Genomic DNA, 17,117 nt, shown 5'->3' on the forward strand with positions numbered 1-17,117 from the left:
GCCAGTTTCATCAGGTCAGTTCGTCAAGTCAGTTGGAACAAGCCGGACCATCATCAGGGCGCCATGGCGTGGGCACTCCGGATCAGCCTTCCCGGGCTTTTCGGGTAGCGGCGTCATTGGCCTTCTGCAGTGCGTGGATCAGCTCATCCTTATCCATGGTTGAGCGCCCCTTGATGTCCAGTTCGCGGGCCCGCCGGTAGAGGTGCTCCTTGGAAGCATTGGCGTCCACTCCGCCGGCAGTGGGCTTGTCAGAGCTGACCCCTTCCGCCGCATGGTCATCGGAAGGTCCACGTTCTTCCTTGGGTTCCCAATGGTCGCCAACCTTCTCGTAGCTGTGCTTCAGCGATGCGAAGGCCGTGCGGGCGGCCCTGCTCTCATCGCCGTCGTAGGATTCCATCGCGGAGTCGTAGGTCTTGGTGAACGTGTCCTGGGCTTTCTGGTCCGAGCGCTGAAGGGTTGAGGGCAACTCGTTCTTTCGGGCGTGATCGTTCTTGCCGGTCTTGGGCATGTCACTCACTCTCCTGGTCCAGGGAATACCTCAAGCATGCGACAACACCAGGGCCGACCTCAAGATGCCCTCACGAGGCCCCGGCGCCTGCCAAAGCCGGCCAGAGTCTGAAGCCAAGGGCCCAAGAAAGGGCCGAAAAGCGGTGGGCGTAGGGTGGAAGGTGGACGAAAGGAGCACTTCATGAAGAAAATCCTCATGGTAGTAACCAGCGTTTCCGAGCTCGGCGACACGGGAGAGAAAACCGGCTACAACGTGGCCGAAGCCGCCCACCCCTGGAAGGTCTTCAAAGATTCGGGCCACTTCGTCGATTTTGCGTCCATCAAAGGAGGCCAGCCTCCACGCGATGAAGTGGACGAAGAGGATCCCATCCAGGTTGCCTTCACCCAGGACGAGACAACGCGCGCAGGGCTGTACAACACCGCCCGCGTCGACGTCGTCGATCCCGCCCAATACGATGCCATCTACCTCGTGGGTGGCCACGGCACCATGTGGGACTTCCCCGACAGCGAAGGCCTGCAGAATCTGGTGGCCGGCATTTACAACGCCGGCGGCCTGGTGGGTGCCGTATGCCACGGGCCGGCCGGACTGGTGAACGTAGAACTGGACAACGGATTCCGGCTGGTCGAGGGCCGCGACGTGGCAGCGTTTACCAATGACGAAGAAGTGGCTGCAGGCAAAGACAAGGTCATTCCCTTCTTCCTTGCAGACCGGCTTGAGGAACAGGGGGCGCGCCACGTCTCCGCGGGGGTCTTTGAGGAGAAGGTGGCGGTTGACGGCCGCCTTGTCACAGGCCAGAACCCTGCCTCGGCGGCCGGCGTGGCCAAAGAAATGGAAAAACTCTTTGCCGAAGTCATCCACCAGGAAAAGGCCGAAGAGCAGCACGAGGCAGATGCAGTGCGTGCTGGGAAGGACGCCGAAAAGTCCGCCAGGAAGCAGGCCGGTTCTGACACCGGCCACTGACTAGAGGTAGTCATGCCCCCGCGCCCGCGCTATTTCCACGAGCGTCGAGTGGAAAGCCACTTCCGCGGGGGCATACACCTTGTCCTGGCGCTGGGCAAGGAGTACCCGACGCAAGGGCGCATCGGGGCCAAGGCTGAGGACGCGGACATCGGGGTGCTGCAAGGCCACCGCCGTTTTGGGCACCATCGCCACCCCCATACCCACGCTGACCATGGCCTGCGCCTCCTGGTAATCGTTCGCCAAAAAGCCGATGTTCGGCTCAAAGCCGGCAACATGTGCTGAACGTTGAAGCACTTCAACCACCGGATGTGCTTCCGCGCGGACTATCCATGACTCCTTCCGGAGTTCTCCCATCTCCACTTGCTCCTGGTCGGCCAAGGGGTGTCCCTTTGCCACCAAAATCACTGTGCTCTCCTGGAAGACCTCGGTGATGCGGATGGATTCATCGTTGAACCGGTTCCAGGGGTAGTCCCACAGCAAACACAATCCCGTCACTCCTGACTGAAGGTCCGAGACCAACTCGTCAAAGCGTGCGCTGCGCACGGAGAGGCCAATGGCCGGGTACCGCTTCTTGAATGCCCTGATGACCAGGGGCAGAAACGATCCCGCGAGTGTGGGAAAGGTACCAATGGTCAGCGAACCGCGGTTCAAGCCTGCGATTTGGTCCAGGTCGGAACGGGCCGCCCGCATCTGACCCACAATTTTCCGGGCATGCCCTGCGAGTATCTGGCCTGCCTCGGTGGGAACAACGCCGCGCGAACGTCGGTTCAGCAACGGCTGGCCGACCTCTTGCTCAAGCTTGCGCAGCTGCTGTGAAACGGCCGAGGGAGTGTAGAGCATGGTATCGGCTGCAGCAGTAATGGATCCCTGCTCGACGACTTCCACCAGCAGCGCGAGCCTTCTGATGTCGAATAATTCCGGGGTGTCGTCGTTAAGCATGCCTTCACACTCCTGTTTTAACCGTTCATTCACTGCATTTACTCGGCATAGAGCTGCCATTCAGCGGACCGCGTCGTCCAGACACGGGCACACTTTCCTCCGCTAGACACTTTAGCCTCAATGAATGAAGCAAGGCTACAGCCCCCTCTAGAAATCCAACATTGTCTTCATTTGTGATCCGGATCATCCTCGTAGCAGGAACAACATCAACGAGATGCAGGGAACACCATGAAGATAGAAGCGGAATGGATGCGCGGAGGTACCAGCAAGTGCTGGGTCTTTGAAACTGCGCATCTGGAAGAAACCGGCACCGACGTCAACGAGCTGCTTCCCAGGCTCTTCGGAAGCCCGGACTCCCGCCAGATCGACGGCGTTGGTGGGGCCACTTCCACCACCAGCAAAGCGATGATCCTCAGCCGGCCCGAGGACGAAGACGTGGATGTCGAATTCACCTTCGCGCAGGTAGGCATCGAAGAGGCAGCCGTGGACTGGGGCAGCAACTGTGGCAACTGCTCCGCAGTTGTGGGCCTGTACGCCATCGAAAAGGGCTGGGTGTCGCCCGACGGCGATTCCACCCGCATCGTCACCCGCAACACCAACACGGGCCAGATCATCATCCAGCGGGTTTCCACCCCCAATGGCGCCCTGCCGATCGTTCCGGACGCGGAAATGCCCGGCGTCGTTTTTCCCGGTTACAGGGTGGGCCTCGGCTTCTTTGATCCGGCAGGAAAAACCACCGGGAAGCTCCTTCCTACCGGCGCGCCGACGGACGTCATCCTCGCAGGAGGCACGCGGTGGACCGTATCAATGGTCGACGCCGGTGCGCCAGTTGTCATGGTCCGCGCAGAAGAGTTGGGACTGGACACTTCGCGCTATGACACCTGGGGCGCAGGGGTGGAACTGCAACTGGACACCTTGGACGTTATCCGACGCCAGGCGGCGGTCCGTATGGGTTTGGCAACGAGCCCCTCCCAGGCGGCGCGGGCCGTTCCCAAGCTTGCGATCGTGGCCGCACCCAGCAGCAACGACCCCGTAGGTGACGTCAACGTCATGATGCTTTCCATGGGCAAGCCACATCCGGCACTGGCCATCACGGGCAGCATCGCTTTGACATTGGCCGCCCGCACCCCAGGAACGGTGCTGAACGGGATCACGGGCACCGTTTCTTACCCCACCCTGAAACTCCGGACGCCGGCCGGCGTGATCGAGACCTGGACCGAGCAACGCGACGGTTCACTCCTGGTGGGCGTCGACCGGACTGCCCGCACCATCGCCACCAGCATCATTCACCTCCCGGAGACTCTCGGCAGTGCCGTCGAAGCCTCGCTTGCATCAGCCACTCAATGAGGAGAAACCATCATGGCTAAGACTACGTACCAACCAGCTCCCAAAGCCGAGAGCGAAATCCGGGACCGGAGTTCCAGCAGTCCCAACCGCCGCCGCCGTATCCTGCTTCTAACGGTTGCCGCTTCCGTGATCCTGGGCTTGGTCGCCATCCTGTTCGGGGGCGCCATCTTCAACCCGGCGGCTACCCCGGAATCGGAGCCGACCATGACTGCCACCCAGATCATCCCTCTGGTCATCCTGGTGGTGATGTTCGTCGTCGCCACCAAGTGGCCGCTGAACATTGGCGTGATGGGGCTGGTCGCCTCCTTCGGTGTCGGCTACTTCATGCTGGGCATGACCGATAAAGAGATCCTGGCCGATTTCCCGTCAAACATCGTCATCACCATCATTGGCGTCACGTACTTCTTCAGCATGGCCCAGAGGAACGGGACCATCGACATCATCGTCCAGAACTGCGTCCGCGCGGTTCGAGGCAAAACGTTGCTTTTGCCATGGGTATTCTTCCTGCTGGCAGCATCACTGACCGCGCTGGGCACGTTCTCCCCCGCAGCCGTCGCCCTGCTGGCGCCTGCAGCCATTGGACTGGCCTACGAATCACGGATCCACCCAGTCCTGATGGGCGCCTTCATCATCAATGGGGCCCATGCCGGAGGGTTCTCCCCCTTGTCCGTGGCAGGCGTACTGGTCCATGACATTGCCGTGAAGAACGGCTTCCCGATCTCCCAAGGTGCCCTTTTCGGCGCGAGCTTCGCGCTGAACCTCATCCTCTCGGTCCTCACCGTGGTGCTGTTCGCCCTCCTGGGCAAACTTCGCGACGGCGCCGCGGGCCAGCATGCCGACCTCGAGGCACGCAGCACCCGGCCCCACGGGCAGCAGATCCTCACCCTGGGCCTGATCGCGGCAATGCTTGTGTGCGCCTTGGGCTTCCATATGCCCATCGGCTTCGTCGCCCTCTCTGCCGGACTTCTCCTGGCCCTGGTCAACATCAAGGAGCACCAGACGTTCATCGGCGGAGTTTCATGGTCAACGGTCCTGCTGGTCGCCGGCATGATCACCTACGTGTCCTTGCTGCAGCACGTCGGCGTCATCGACACGCTGGCCGAGCAAGCCCTGGCGCTCGGAGCCCCGCTGCTCATTGCCCTTGTTCTCTGCTACGTAATTGGAGTCGGCTCGGCCTTCGCCTCCTCAACTGCCCTGCTGACCGCATTTATCCCGCTGGCCGGGCCGTTGCTTGCGACCAGTTCACTCAGCGCGTCAGGCACCGTGGCTGCCCTGGCCATCGCCGCAACCGTCGTTGACGTCTCTCCCTTCTCCACCGACGGAGCGTTGGTTGTGGCCAATGCCCGCGAAGACGATCGCCAGCGCGTGTATAAGCAATTGATGATGTACGCCGGCGGCGTAGTCCTGGTTGCACCCGCCCTGGCTTGGACCCTGCTGGTTCCCACCGGAATCATGTAGCCCAGGACCTCATGGACTGCCGAAGAAGAGTTCGGCATGCGTAGGGGACGGCACCTGCACACCATCGCAACAGGAAGCCCGAACCGCGGGCGCAGGAAACGCACCCTACGCAGCAAAGGGCAGGGCCACCAGGAAGGTGGTCCTGCCCTTTGTCGTTGGACGCTGCCCAGCCGTCACCGGCTCACCATCGGTTTATGGGGTGACCTTGAGCTCCCGGAGGGTCAGGTTCCGGAACGTGGCCGATCCTTCATGGGCATAAAGGCGGATACCGTCATCGCCTTCAAGGGGAAATACCCGATGTGAATGGACCACGCGCCCGTCACCGACGAACATTTCCACGCTGGTGCGATCCACCAGGATGCGCAGCGCAAGACTGCCCGCGGCAGGGTCCACCGGGGTTTGGGTTTCGCCGGCCGTGGGGTTGATCGTGGGGCGGCGGTTGACGTAGGCGAAGGGACCACCCAGGAAGGCGCCCGCGGCGACGTGCCTGCCGCCACGTGGTGCCCTGCATACTTCGAATCCAAGGTTGGCAGGCGGCGCGGCCGGGTCCCACACCACCTCACAGCTGAGGTCGACGGCCAGGGACCGGACCTCCAGGTCGTGGGTGCCGGCCACCACCACGTCACCGAGTCGATGCTCGCGCGTGACATGGTCACCCACGGCAGAGGTCGGCGCGGAGGCGAGGTAGTAGGCGTTGCCTCCACGCTTGAGCCGGATGTCGCGGACGATCATGTCATCGCCGTTGTAGCCATCGGTGGCAAGAGTTGGCGTGTTGTGGGGGTAGTCCCAGAAATTTGCCCAGCCGATCGCCCTGCGCAGGGTTGGATCCTCCGCGCCCGAGGAATCGTGGTGTGGGTAGGTAACCACGCCATAGAAGTCGAAACCATAGTCGAGCCATTCCGGTTCGGACCGGTCCGGGGTGAACGAACTGCCGTCAAAAGCTCCGGTCCAATAGGCGTACGTTGCGGGCAGTCCGCGGCCCTTGCCGTTCGCGCTGGTGCCAAGAACCCAATGGGAGGTGCCGTCGTCGGCCGTCATCCTGAAAATGTCCGGGCACTCAAGCAACCCCAGGTCCTCACGCGCAAATTCGCCAACGCGTGTCCAGGACCGCAGGTCCTTTGATGCGTAAAAGCCGAGTTTCCGGCCCTCGGCGTTCGCCATGAACCATCGGCCCCGGTCCCCGTCCCAGATCACTTTGGGATCACGGAAATCATGTACGCCGGGGTTGGGCAATACCGGCGCTTGACCTCCCGGGGTGAAAGAGCGGCCCCTGTCCGTGGAGTACCAAAGATACTGCGCTTGCCGTCCTTCCGGTGCCTGGGTAACCAGGGCTATGACAGCACCCGCCCCGTAACCGGCAGTGTTCTTCTCATCCACCACGAGGCAACCGGACCAGCAGTCACCATTGCCGTTGCTGAACTTCGGTATCGCTACACCCTGGTCCCGGAATGAGACGTGGTCCGTGGTGGTTGCCCGGCGCCAGGACGTACCCCCACCGCCGTTGATGTAATCGGCGTTGTACAGGTAGTAGTAGTGGTACTCGCCGTCCAGGTAGATGGGCCGCTGGGGATCGTTCTTCCAGTTGTCCGGCACGCTGAAATGATAGGCGGGACGCATTCGCGATCTTCCTTTCGACGGCGGGACATCTGCCGATCCAGGTCCGCCGGGCCCGGCCTGCGCGGTGGAAACCGACAATGCAATTGAACCGCCCAATGCGGCCGCGCCGGCTCCTGTGAGAAGTCCGCGGCGGGAGAGGCTCGAGGATTTTTCCATGGATGTCACTTCCCTTCCGGCAAAAGGCTGCGGGTGCCTTCGAAGATCCCGGCCATGGACCAGGCATCAAAGGAAATCAGCCGCACCGAACCTTCGCTGGCAGCCAGGCTCACCTTCCCGCCACCGAGGGTGGGGTAGATCCGGGCAGTGAGCGGCTTGCCGTTGGCGAAAATTTCGACGGCGGACCGGTCCACCAGCACGCGCAGGCGGACACGGCCTTCCGCCATGGGCAGGGGTCCGGACTTGTCCTCCACATCCACCAAGGGGTCCAGGCTGCTACGGGTGCGGTCAAGGCGGAGGGTGCCGTCCAGGGTTTCATCAGCCGGACGGTCCAGCACGATCACCGTCTCCTCGGCGCCGTCCGGGGACGCGAGGATTCCCAGCCTCAGCTCCCCTCCTGGCGCGAGTTGCAGCTCCAGTTCAAGGTCCAGTTGGTTCCCTGACACACCCGTATCCAACGGCGTTCCATGCCCCACCAGCACCTGGGCCGGCACGCTGGCGTGGTTATTGCGCAGCTTGTCGATTTCGGGGACCGGCGCGAACTCCAGGGTTCCGTCCTGTCCCACGGTGGTGACCCGGGGCAGGCTCATCACTCCGGACCAGCCGGCCTCAACCATGGCTGCGTCGCTTCGCCCTTCCTGCATCCAGCCGAACATGATCCGCCGGCCCGCCTCATCCTGGAATGACTGGGGCGCGTAGAAGAACCGCCCTCCGTAGTCCAGCCGGTGCAGCGCCTCGGGCTCGAAGGCATCCCCGGCGTAGCGGCCGGTCCAGTACAGCGGGTGGCGGGTTTCGCCGTCGTCCCAGGCTGAAAAGACCAGCACATCGGGCGAGTTGCCGGCGGGTGCCGAACCCAGCGATCCCGTCCCTGCACGGAAGAGGTCTACGCATTCCCACATGGTCCCGGTCCAGTCCGTGTCCGATGGATCACCTTGGGAAGCATCGCCGATGACCAACGGTCCCACATAGTTCCAGGACCGGAGATCCTCTGATTCATACAAAAACGCCGTGCCGCCGCGGTGCCGGATTCCCGAACCCACCAGTTGCCGCCACACAGAGCCCTCCCGCCACACACAGTGATCGCGGTAGGCGGTGATGTCCACGCCAACGGGCGGTGCGGCAATGACGGGGTTTTGGGGATCTTTGGTCCAGCTCATCAGGTCCGCGGAACCTACAGCGACGCAGGGCAGCTCCCTGTCGTTGGACCGTCCGGAGTACACCAGGGTGGGCGTACCGCCGTCGTTGACCAACACCCCGGACCAGCAACCTTCAGCGTCCGGTCCCGCGGAGGGCTCCAAGGCAACAGGTTGGTCCTCCCAGCTGACCAGGTCGGTGCTGGTGGCATGCCCCCACTGGATCCGGTGGTGGAAGGCACCCTCAGGGTTGTACTGGTAAAAGAGGTGGTAGGTGCCGTCCCACTGGCTGACGCCATTGGGATCGTTAAGCCAACCGGCCGGGGAGACAAAGTGGAATCGCGGCCTGAGGGGATCGGCTTCAGCGCGGGCCACCAGTTCTTCCTGCGGAACGGTGGCGAACGGGTGGGTCAATTCAGTCATGCTGAGGCCTCTTCTTGAATGGTCGACGTCGGGTGGCTGGGTTGGGCCGGTTCACCCGCCAGTGCATGGCCACCGGCAGCTGCCCACGGGCGGTAGAGGTGGCAGCGCACCCAGTGCTGGTTTTCGGGGTCCCCCACTTGATGGCGGACGGGCTTGTTGGCGGAGCAGGCCTGGTTCGGGTCACCATCGAAGGCGCAATGGGTCGAGGCCATGACCGCCTGCCGCAGGGCGGCCCTGCGGACGGGATCGTACGAGCCTGCCCGCGCCGGGTCCGGAACGGCTGAAACCAGCAGCTGCGTGTATGGATGCGCAGGGTTTGCCAGCAGGTCCAGCGATTCGCCTTCCTCCACCAGTTCACCGGCGAACATGACTGCTGTCCGGTCAGCCAGGTAGCGGGCCGATGCCAGGTCATGGGTGATGTAGAGCATGGAGATGCCTTGCTCGTCCCGGAGCTTGCGCATGAGGTTGAGCACGCCGATCCTGACGGAAACATCGAGCATTGAGGTGGGCTCGTCGGCCAGGATGACCTGAGGTTCAACGGCCAGTGCCCGGGCAATTGCCACACGTTGGCGCTGACCACCGGAGAGCTCGTGCGGGTAGGAGTTCAACATGTCCGCCTCGAGGCCAACAGTCGTCATGAGTCCCTCAAGCCGCCGCCGGGCCTCGTCACCGGATTTACCGGCCTTGCCGTGGATCGCCAGCGAACGCTGCAGGAAGTGCTCGATCCTGTGGGCAGGGTTCAAGGAACCGAAAGGGTCCTGGAAGACCATCTGGAGCTGGGACCGAAACGCCCGTGACGCCTGGAACCTGTCCCGCTTCAGGACATCGACGCCGTCGATGAGGATTTCGCCGGAGGTTGGCTTCTCGAGCCTTGCCACACAGCGGGCCAAAGTGCTCTTGCCCGAACCTGACTCCCCCACCAGTGCCACGATTTCACCGCGGCCAAGAGTCAAGTCGACGCCGTGCAAAGCGCGTACAGAGTCGCGGGAAAACAGGCCGCCCACCGGGAACGACTTTCCCAGGCCGCGGATTTCCAAGGCAGGGCTGCCGGTCAGGGTCTCCGGCCGCGGGGTCATGACAGAGTGGCTCACAGCGCGACTCCTTCCAGGTTGGCGGGTTCGATCACTGGCGTGCCGGCACCGAAGGGGGCCACAAAATGGCCGGGGGCGGCCTCGGTGAGGTCCGGGATGTTGCGGAACTTCACGCCGTCGGGCAGTCCGGTCAGTGGAACACGTGGTCCGGTGAGCGGCGGGAACGCACCCATCAGGGCTTGTGTGTAGGGGTGGCGGGGATTGGCGTAGACATCCTGGGCCTTGGCGGTCTCCACGATCCTGCCGCCATACATGACGGCCATGCGGTGAGAGAGTTCCACCATGAGGGACATATCGTGCGTGATGAACAGGACGGAGAAACCCAGCTCCCGCTGCAGTTCCTTGATTTGAGCCATGATCTCCTGCTGGACCACCACGTCGAGTGCTGTGGTGGGTTCATCCAGGATCAACAGCGAAGGTTTGAGCGCAACCGCCATGGCAATGACGGCACGTTGGCGCATGCCACCGGAGAGCTGGTGCGGATAGGACTTGAGCCGCGCGGGGTCGATCCTGACCAACTCCAGCAACCCGGCGGCACGCCGCATCGATTCCTTCCGCGAGTAGCCGGCGTGGGTGGTGAAAATGTCCACGATCTGTTCGCCGATGGTCAGGACCGGGTTGAGCGAGTTCATGGCCGATTGGAAGACCATGGCCACGTCCTGCCAGCGGAAGCGCCGCAGCTCCTCCTGGCTCATGGCCAGGACGTCCTTGCCACCGAAGGAAATGCTGCCGCCGGCAATCTTGGCCGGGTCCTTCAAGAGCCTCATGATCGAGTTGGCGATGGTGGACTTTCCGCACCCTGATTCTCCGGCGAGGCCGAATACCTCACCGGTGCCGATGCTGAAGGAAACACGGTCGACGGCGGTGGTGGACCTGGTATCGCCGATGTACTTGACCGTGAGGTCCTTGACCTCAAGGACGGGTTCGTGGGAGCCGAAGGAAACCTGGGAAATGGTCACTTGGCGGCGCTCCTTTCGGCGGTGCCGGCTGACGTCTTGGGGGTCTTGATCTTTCGCAGGCGCGGGTTGGTAACCTCATCGACGGCGTAGTTGATGAGGGCGAGGGCGAAGGCAACCAGGGCAATGCACACGCCGGAGGGTACAAAGACCCACCAACTGCCGGTGAGCAGCGCGCCTTCATTGCCGGCCCAGAAAAGGTTGTTGCCCCACGAGACCGTGCTGACATCGCCCAGGCCCAGGAATTCCAGGCCCGCTTGGGCTCCGATTCCGTAGATGACGCATGCCAGCAGGGTGCCCATGACGATCGAGGCCATGTTGGGCAGGATTTCGCGGAACATGATCCGGCCTGCCCGTTCGCCGGAGACTACGGCTGCGGCCACGAAGTCCTTGGATCGGATGGAGAGGGCCTGGGAGCGCAGGACGCGTGCCGAACCGGCCCATCCGGTGACCACCAGAACCAGAATCACGGTGCCCAGGCCCGGCGGAAGGAACGCGGCCAGGATGACCAGCAGCGGCAGGCCGGGCAGGAGCAGGAAGACGTTGGTCACCAGGGACAGTGCCTCGTCGATGAATTTGCCGAAGTAAGCCGAGGCAAGTCCGACCAGGATGCCGATGAAGGTCGATGCCAGGCCCACGGTCAGTCCCACGAACAGGGAACTGCGGGAACCGTGGACGGTCAGCGCGAGCACGTCCTGTCCCTTGGCGGTGGTCCCCAGCCAGTGCTCGGCCGATGGTTCCAGTGATGCCATCGCGGTGATCCTCGAGGGGTCTCCCGGGAACAGCACCGGCGCCAGCAAGGCCAAGGCTATGAAGATAAGCATCACGGCCATGCCTGTCAGTGCTTTCTTGTTGCTGATGAGGCCGTGGATGAAGCTGCGGTTGGGCTTGCGGACAGCCGGTGTGGTGGTTGGCTGCTTCAAAAGTGCGGTTGTCATGGTCAGTCCTCTAGTTGCTGCGCACGCGCGGGTCGAGGCGGACGTAGAGGATGTCCACCAGGAAGTTGGCAAGCAGCACAGCGGCGGTGATGGTCAGGAACAAGCCCTGCATGAGCGGATAGTCAAGGCCCTGGACGGCGTTGAGCAGCTGGTAGCCGACACCGGGGTAGGCGAAAACCACCTCTGTGAGCAGCGCACCACCCACCACAAACCCCAGCCCCATGCCGAAGCTGGTCACTGAAGGCAGCATGGCGTTGCGTGCTGCGTAGCGGAGCATGATTCGTCCCGGACGGAGTCCCTTGGCCTCGGCCATGGTGATGTAGTCCTCGGAGTTCGTGGCAATCATGGTGTTCCGCATGCCCAGCATCCAGCCGCCAATGGAAACCAGCACGATCGTCAACGCCGGCAGCACAAGGTGGGCACCGACGTCGCCAATGAACTCCCAAGTGAAAGCAGGTTCCAAACCGTCAGTGAAGGCATGACGGATCGGGAACCACCCCAGCACCACCCCGAACAGGTACAGCGCACCCATGGCCAGCCAGAAATACGGGAAGGAGCCGATGAAAACCAGCAATGGAGGAAGCGCCGAGTCGATCGCGCCGCCGCGCCGCCAAGCAGCGAGGATCCCCAACAGGTTGCCCACGACGGCGGCAATCACCAGCGCGGTGCCGCCCAGCAACAGCGTCCATCCGATCTGCGAGGAGATGACCTCGGTAACCGGCGTGGGGAAACGGGAAATGGAAACACCCATCTGCCCGGTGAAGATGTTCTGCATGTAGTTGATGTATTGCTCCCAAATGGGCCGGTCATCAACACCCAGCAGCTTTCGCAGGGCCTCGATTTGTTCGGGCTGCATTCGGTCCTGGGAGCGGGCAAACATGCGGGACACGGGGTCTCCGGGCATGAACCGCGGAAGCAGGAAATTCAGGGTGATGGATGCCCAGAAGGCGATCAGGTAGAAACCCAGGCGGCGCAGGATGAAGCGCACGGTTTCCCTCCATTCGGGAATTGCGGAAAGTGCGGAAAGAAAGGGGGCACGCCCGGCGGGTTGGCCGGTTAGCGGCCAACCCGCCGGGCGTGCAATGCCAGGCCGTAGATGACCCGGTGGCAGGGGCCCACGCCGCCCGGGTTCCCTGGCCGAAGCGCAGCGAGGTGAGGGCGGCGGTGGATGGGCCCACGCCGCCCGGGTTCCCTGGCCGAAGCGCAGCGAGGTGAGGGCGGCGGTGGGGACTACTTGCGCGGTTCCAGCGTGGTCAAAACCAGGACCGTGGTGGGCGACTTCACTGAGAGGGTGGCGTAGGGGTTCTCTTCGGTGGGCCATCCGGTGAAGCGGGTGTCGTTGAAGGCGCCCCATTCAGGGCCGGAGAACAGCGGCACCAGCGGTGCGACGTCGTTGTACTCTTCCTGCAGCTTGTTGGCGAGGTCCTTTTGCTTGGACTCGTCGGCCTCTGCGGCGAAGTCGGCAAGGAGGACGTCGGCCTTGGGATCGCCAAAGCGGTGGTAGTTATCGAACGTCTTGGTGCCTACCGGCTTCACACTGGCGGTGCCCATGGAAGTGTTGAAGTACTTGTACGGGCTGGGGTCGTTCGCGCTCCAGACAATGCCCGAGTCGAAGTCTCCTGTCTCATAGCCGGCAACCACTGCCGCCCAGTCCGGGGATTCCACCTTGGCCGTCACGCCAACTTCGGCCAGGTTCTGTGCGATGACATTGGCTACGGAGAGCCAGTCCGAGGACGTTGCGCCCACGGAGATCTTGAATTCGAACGGCTTGCCGTCCTTCAGAGTGCGCTTCCCGTCAGCACCCTTGGGGTAACCCGCTTTGTCCAGGAGCTCGTTGGCCTTCTGGACGTCATGGTTGGTCCACGTGCAGCTGTCCTTGACTGCGGGGTTCTTCCACTTCTCATAGTTGCCGGAGAGTCCGGTGCAGTCCGCCGGCTTGGCGTAGCCACTCATGCCGATCTTGGTGACCTGGTCACGGTCCACGGCCATGCTCAGTGCTTTGCGGACATCAACGTCGTTGAACGGAGCTTTGGTGGTGTTCAGCTGCCAGTTGATCATGGCGCCGGTAGCCGGGAACCAGTACTGGCGGTGTTCCTTGTCCTTGGAAACGAAGGTCTTTTCTATGTTCGGGATGTACTGCGGAGCCCAGTCCACATCTCCGTTGGCAGCGGCGAGGTTGGCGCCGTCGTTGCCTGCGAAAGCAAGCATCTTGATGCCTGCGATCTTCTGCTTTTCCGGCTGCCAGTAGTGGGGGTTCTTCGTCAGCACGAAGGACTGGGCCTGGAAGCTGTCAATCTCGGTGTAAGGTCCCGTGCCTACCGGCTTGGCGTTCGCGTCCTTTTCGGGGTCCGGCAACGCGGACCAGATGTGCTTGGGCAAGATGGTGAGCTGACCGACGTCGTACAGGGCAGGCGACCATGGCTTGTTGAAGTTGAAGGTGACCTTGTTGCCTTCAGCCGTGACAGTGTCCAGATAGTCGAAGCCGCCCTTGATCTTCTTCTGGAGTTCGAAGGTATAGGCAACATCGTCGGCCACGAAAGGCTGGCCGTCGGACCACTTCACGCCGTCCCGGAGTGTAAAGGTGATGGACTTGCCGTCCTCTGCTGCGGCCCATTCAGTGGCGAGCCACGGCACTGTATCGCCCTTGGCCGGGTTGAAAACCAGGAGGGATTCGTAAATGGACTGCTGAACCATGGGATTCACGGTGGGAGCGAACGGGTTGAAGTTCTGCACGAACGTGCCCATGTCCTCCCGCGGAATGGTGAGGAAGGCACTGGCGTTCGCTCCGGCGTCGGAGGTGCTGGTCTTGGTGACGTTGGCGGTGCAGCCGGTGAGCAGCATTGCGCCCACGGCAAGGCTTGCCGCCGTCATCCGGGCAGCCCGGAAGTATCGGGGTTGTGTCATGATGGTTATCTCTTTCCTGTCTTCATCGTCCAAGGTGAAGGGGTGGGTGAGGGGTTGGCTCTTCGGCGTTGATTTCGCGGTCAGACCGAAGAGCGTTCTAGCAGCGGACAGTCGACCAATTGCTGGTCGGCGTTGATCGGCTGTCCTGCTGTAAGAGCGGCGAGCGTCTGGACACCCAGGGCGCCCATTTTTTCGAAGGGCAACGCAACCGTGGTCAATTTCGGCCTCAGGTAGGCCGCAATAAGTTCCTGGTTGTCGAAGCCGATCACGGCGATGTCCCCGGGGATGGTCAGGCCCCGTTCCTTGATGGCGTCATAAGCACCCATCGCCATACGGTCGTTCAAGCAGAACAGCGCCGTAGGCCTGTCCTGTGGCGGATAGTGGTCAAGGATTTGGCAGGCGGCGTCATAGCCACCGTCCGCCGTTGCATAGCCGGACACCACCAACTCGGGGTCCAACTCCAGTCCGGCGGTGGCGAGTGCTTCGCGTGCACCCTCCAAACGCCCAACTGCCGCGGGAATCACGGGGTCAAGATTGATGACCCCGATCTTCTCGTGACCAGCTTGCAGCAAACGTTCTACGGCCGCCCGGCCACCCCCGCGCTCGTCCGGGACGATTGAGGGCAGCTTTCCGTCGGCGTCGAAACAGTTGATCAGTACGGTTGGTACTTCATTGGCGCTCTCCGGAACATGGACGCCCCGGTGGAAAGTGGCTGCGTACAGAAGCCCCTCCACTCTTTGTTCCAACAGCTTCTCAGTGGCGGCATCTTCCAAGCCCTGGTTGGGTCCTACGGCATCGGCCTGGTCGGAGGGCGCGATGAGCAGGAACCGGCGGTCAAGCCAGGCTTGGTCCTGGGCACCTTTGATGATGTCGACGGCGAAGGGCGCGGTGACGATCTCCGTCACGATTCCGTACCAGTCACTGCGCTGTGATGCCAGCGCCCGGGCACCGGCATTGGGGCGGTAGCCCAACTCCTGCACGGCGTGGTTGATGCGGTTGCGTGTTTCCTCGGAGATGCTGGCGTTTTCGCGGTTGCTCAGCACAAAGGAAACAGCAGTTCTGGAAACGCCGGCATGGTTGGCGACGTCCTTCATGGTGACCCCACGCTGCCGTATGGCTGCGGGGTCGCCAGGGGTGGTGCTTTTCGCCATCGAATGCTCCGGTGTCTTCGCTGATCTGGATGTTCGCCCCGGACCTTCGTTGTCTGGGAAGCCTGGCGTAAAGCGTCGTTGGTAACGCGCGTTACTTGCCGGGCATGTGACTTAGGTTACCCGCGTTACTTCGAGTCTGTCAACACCCCTTTAGGGCTTCGGTGCGTCAGCTTCCGCGGGGCTTGTCCTTGGCTGCTTTGCTTGCCTCTTTGTCCGCGGTGTCGTGCACCTTTTTAGGCATCTTGCCCTCAACGTCAGCGGGTACGGGCGGGTCTTTTTCTTCATCGGAAGTCATGGGGACAGCATAGGCGGACTCGGTTAGTGACGTCCGTCATGAACAAACCGTGCCAGAGTTGATTTTGGATTCCGATCTGCAGGCCAAGGCGCGTCACGGCCACTCCCCGATCCGCCGGCCACCGTATACTCCGAGCATGCCTTTCATGCTCCTCGTACCAGTTGTCCACACCCAGCCATCCGTTCCTGACCTGGACGGAGCAGCCCTGTGAGCGGCGGTCTCGTCGCCCTGCTCGATGACGTAGCTGCCTTGGCCCGCATTGCGGCCGCCTCCGTGGACGACATCGCAGCCGGAGCAGCCAAGGCCGGAGCCAAAGCCGCCGGTGTCGTCATCGACGACGCCGCAGTTACCCCGCAGTACGTGTCCGGGGCGGATCCGTCCCGCGAACTTCCCATGATCAAAAAGATCTTCTGGGGCTCACTGCGCAACAAACTGGTCATCATCCTGCCGGCCCTGCTACTGGTAAGTGCGTTTATCCCCGGAATCATTCCGTTCATCCTCATGCTGGGTGGCACCTACCTCTGCTACGAGGGCGCCGAAAAGGTCTGGCACAAACTCCGCGGGCATGCTGACGCCGAAAAGGCGCCTGCTGTGCAGCGGGGCCCTGAAGCCGAGGCGAAGGTGACCAAGGGGGCCATTACCACCGACTTCATCCTGTCCTGCGAAATCATGGTGATCGCCATGAACGAGGTCGCCACGGAATCACTCTGGGTCCGGGCGTTCATCCTGGTGGTGGTCGCTATCGCCATCACAGTCCTTGTCTATGGCGCAGTGGGACTCATCGTCAAGATGGACGACATCGGACTGCACCTGACCACCAAAAACTCCCAGGGCTCCCAGCGTTTCGGCCGGCTTCTGGTCAAGGGGATGCCCGCTGTCCTGGCCACGATCACCTTGGTGGGAACCATCGCCATGCTGTGGGTCGGCGGCCACATTATGTTGCAGGGTGCCCACGACCTCGGCTGGCATGGACCGTACGACCTCGTCCATGTCCTCGAATCGCCCTTCACCGGAATCCCTGTTGTGGGCGGCTTCCTTGCCTGGCTGGTAAACACGGTGTGCTCGGCTGTCTTGGGCGCGATCTGGGGTCTGCTCGTCATGGTGATCGTGCACCCGCTGCTCAAGGTTCTTCCGCTGGGGAAAAAGGGCAAGGAAGAGCACGAGGAAGGCGATCTGCGCGCCGCGATCTCCGGACATCAGCCCGCACAAGACCACGCCCAGGAGGAGCGGGCCTGATTCCG

Annotated in this window: 15 protein-coding genes; 4 read left to right on the top strand and 11 right to left on the bottom strand. The window is 62.4% G+C overall.

Features of this window, described 5'->3' with window-relative positions; all coding sequences use genetic code 11:
* Positions 1–82: 82 nt before the first annotated feature.
* Entirely contained in the window at positions 83–508 is a 426-nt protein-coding gene (locus AC6JA3_RS11275) for a ChaB family protein (RefSeq protein WP_347783427.1), read from the bottom strand.
* Between the two features lie 180 nt (positions 509–688).
* Between AC6JA3_RS11275 and AC6JA3_RS11280 the strand changes: the two genes are divergently transcribed.
* Entirely contained in the window at positions 689–1,468 is a 780-nt protein-coding gene (locus AC6JA3_RS11280; protein ID WP_026546712.1) for a type 1 glutamine amidotransferase domain-containing protein, read from the top strand.
* Here AC6JA3_RS11280 and AC6JA3_RS11285 read toward each other — a convergent pair whose 3' ends face one another.
* Positions 1,469–2,407 (bottom strand): LysR family transcriptional regulator, encoded by a 939-nt coding sequence (locus AC6JA3_RS11285; protein WP_347783429.1) that lies wholly within the window; start codon positions 2,405–2,407, stop codon positions 1,469–1,471.
* Between the two features lie 228 nt (positions 2,408–2,635).
* Here AC6JA3_RS11285 and AC6JA3_RS11290 point away from each other — a divergent pair, with 228 nt between their 5' ends.
* Both AC6JA3_RS11290 and AC6JA3_RS11295 read left to right on the top strand, forming a co-directional pair.
* Entirely contained in the window at positions 2,636–3,754 is a 1,119-nt protein-coding gene (locus AC6JA3_RS11290; RefSeq protein WP_347783430.1) for a PrpF domain-containing protein, read from the top strand.
* A 12-nt stretch (positions 3,755–3,766) separates the two neighbouring features.
* Positions 3,767–5,212 carry an SLC13 family permease gene (locus AC6JA3_RS11295; RefSeq protein WP_347783431.1) on the top strand — a complete coding sequence of 482 codons (1,446 nt, stop codon included), beginning with the start codon at positions 3,767–3,769 and terminating at the stop codon, positions 5,210–5,212.
* A gap of 192 nt (positions 5,213–5,404) precedes the next feature.
* On the opposite strand, the gene AC6JA3_RS11300 is transcribed toward AC6JA3_RS11295, so the two are convergent.
* The 9 genes from AC6JA3_RS11300 to AC6JA3_RS11340 all read right to left on the bottom strand — a co-directional run bounded on the left by AC6JA3_RS11300 (position 5,405) and on the right by AC6JA3_RS11340 (position 15,876).
* Positions 5,405–6,985, bottom strand: coding sequence for a glycoside hydrolase family 32 protein (locus AC6JA3_RS11300; protein ID WP_431768466.1), 1,581 nt, complete (start codon positions 6,983–6,985; stop codon positions 5,405–5,407).
* A gap of 5 nt (positions 6,986–6,990) precedes the next feature.
* Positions 6,991–8,541, bottom strand: a complete 1,551-nt coding sequence (locus AC6JA3_RS11305; protein ID WP_497920131.1) for a glycoside hydrolase family 32 protein — start codon at positions 8,539–8,541, stop codon at positions 6,991–6,993.
* On the bottom strand, positions 8,538–9,632 hold the full coding sequence (locus tag AC6JA3_RS11310; RefSeq protein ID WP_431768467.1) for an ABC transporter ATP-binding protein: 1,095 nt from the start codon (positions 9,630–9,632) through the stop codon (positions 8,538–8,540). Before AC6JA3_RS11310 ends, AC6JA3_RS11305 begins: the two co-directional genes overlap by 4 nt.
* Entirely contained in the window at positions 9,629–10,591 is a 963-nt protein-coding gene (locus AC6JA3_RS11315; RefSeq protein ID WP_026540535.1) for an ABC transporter ATP-binding protein, read from the bottom strand. The genes AC6JA3_RS11310 and AC6JA3_RS11315 overlap by 4 nt, the downstream gene beginning before the upstream one ends.
* Positions 10,588–11,526, bottom strand: coding sequence for an ABC transporter permease (locus tag AC6JA3_RS11320; protein WP_223945375.1), 939 nt, complete (start codon positions 11,524–11,526; stop codon positions 10,588–10,590). Before AC6JA3_RS11320 ends, AC6JA3_RS11315 begins: the two co-directional genes overlap by 4 nt.
* A gap of 10 nt (positions 11,527–11,536) precedes the next feature.
* Positions 11,537–12,514, bottom strand: a complete 978-nt coding sequence (locus AC6JA3_RS11325; RefSeq protein WP_026540533.1) for an ABC transporter permease — start codon at positions 12,512–12,514, stop codon at positions 11,537–11,539.
* A 242-nt stretch (positions 12,515–12,756) separates the two neighbouring features.
* Complete coding sequence (locus AC6JA3_RS11330; protein ID WP_026540532.1) at positions 12,757–14,430, bottom strand: ABC transporter substrate-binding protein; 1,674 nt, start codon at positions 14,428–14,430, stop codon at positions 12,757–12,759.
* Between the two features lie 80 nt (positions 14,431–14,510).
* A complete protein-coding gene (locus AC6JA3_RS11335; RefSeq protein ID WP_026540531.1) occupies positions 14,511–15,581 on the bottom strand; it encodes a LacI family DNA-binding transcriptional regulator in 1,071 nt (356 codons plus the stop codon).
* A gap of 166 nt (positions 15,582–15,747) precedes the next feature.
* Complete coding sequence (locus AC6JA3_RS11340; RefSeq protein WP_263422089.1) at positions 15,748–15,876, bottom strand: hypothetical protein; 129 nt, start codon at positions 15,874–15,876, stop codon at positions 15,748–15,750.
* Between the two features lie 207 nt (positions 15,877–16,083).
* Between AC6JA3_RS11340 and AC6JA3_RS11345 the strand changes: the two genes are divergently transcribed.
* On the top strand, positions 16,084–17,112 hold the full coding sequence (locus AC6JA3_RS11345) for a DUF808 domain-containing protein (RefSeq protein WP_026540530.1): 1,029 nt from the start codon (positions 16,084–16,086) through the stop codon (positions 17,110–17,112).
* The last annotated feature ends 5 nt before the right edge of the window (positions 17,113–17,117 follow it).

The organism is Arthrobacter sp. TmtSoilC79 (assembly GCF_059739405.1).

Excerpts from the sequence above, each read along its gene's own strand:
- AC6JA3_RS11275 (WP_347783427.1), bottom strand. The coding sequence starts at position 508 with ATGCCCAAGACCGGCAAGAACGATCACGCCCGAAAGAACGAGTTGCCC.
- AC6JA3_RS11280 (WP_026546712.1), top strand. The coding sequence starts at position 689 with ATGAAGAAAATCCTCATGGTAGTAACCAGCGTTTCCGAGCTCGGCGAC.
- AC6JA3_RS11285 (WP_347783429.1), bottom strand. The coding sequence starts at position 2,407 with ATGCTTAACGACGACACCCCGGAATTATTCGACATCAGAAGGCTCGCG.
- AC6JA3_RS11290 (WP_347783430.1), top strand. The coding sequence starts at position 2,636 with ATGAAGATAGAAGCGGAATGGATGCGCGGAGGTACCAGCAAGTGCTGG.
- AC6JA3_RS11295 (WP_347783431.1), top strand. The coding sequence starts at position 3,767 with ATGGCTAAGACTACGTACCAACCAGCTCCCAAAGCCGAGAGCGAAATC.
- AC6JA3_RS11300 (WP_431768466.1), bottom strand. The coding sequence starts at position 6,985 with ATGGAAAAATCCTCGAGCCTCTCCCGCCGCGGACTTCTCACAGGAGCC.
- AC6JA3_RS11305 (WP_497920131.1), bottom strand. The coding sequence starts at position 8,541 with ATGACTGAATTGACCCACCCGTTCGCCACCGTTCCGCAGGAAGAACTG.
- AC6JA3_RS11320 (WP_223945375.1), bottom strand. The coding sequence starts at position 11,526 with ATGACAACCGCACTTTTGAAGCAGCCAACCACCACACCGGCTGTCCGC.
- AC6JA3_RS11330 (WP_026540532.1), bottom strand. The coding sequence starts at position 14,430 with ATGACACAACCCCGATACTTCCGGGCTGCCCGGATGACGGCGGCAAGC.
- AC6JA3_RS11335 (WP_026540531.1), bottom strand. The coding sequence starts at position 15,581 with ATGGCGAAAAGCACCACCCCTGGCGACCCCGCAGCCATACGGCAGCGT.
- AC6JA3_RS11340 (WP_263422089.1), bottom strand. The coding sequence starts at position 15,876 with ATGACTTCCGATGAAGAAAAAGACCCGCCCGTACCCGCTGACGTTGAG.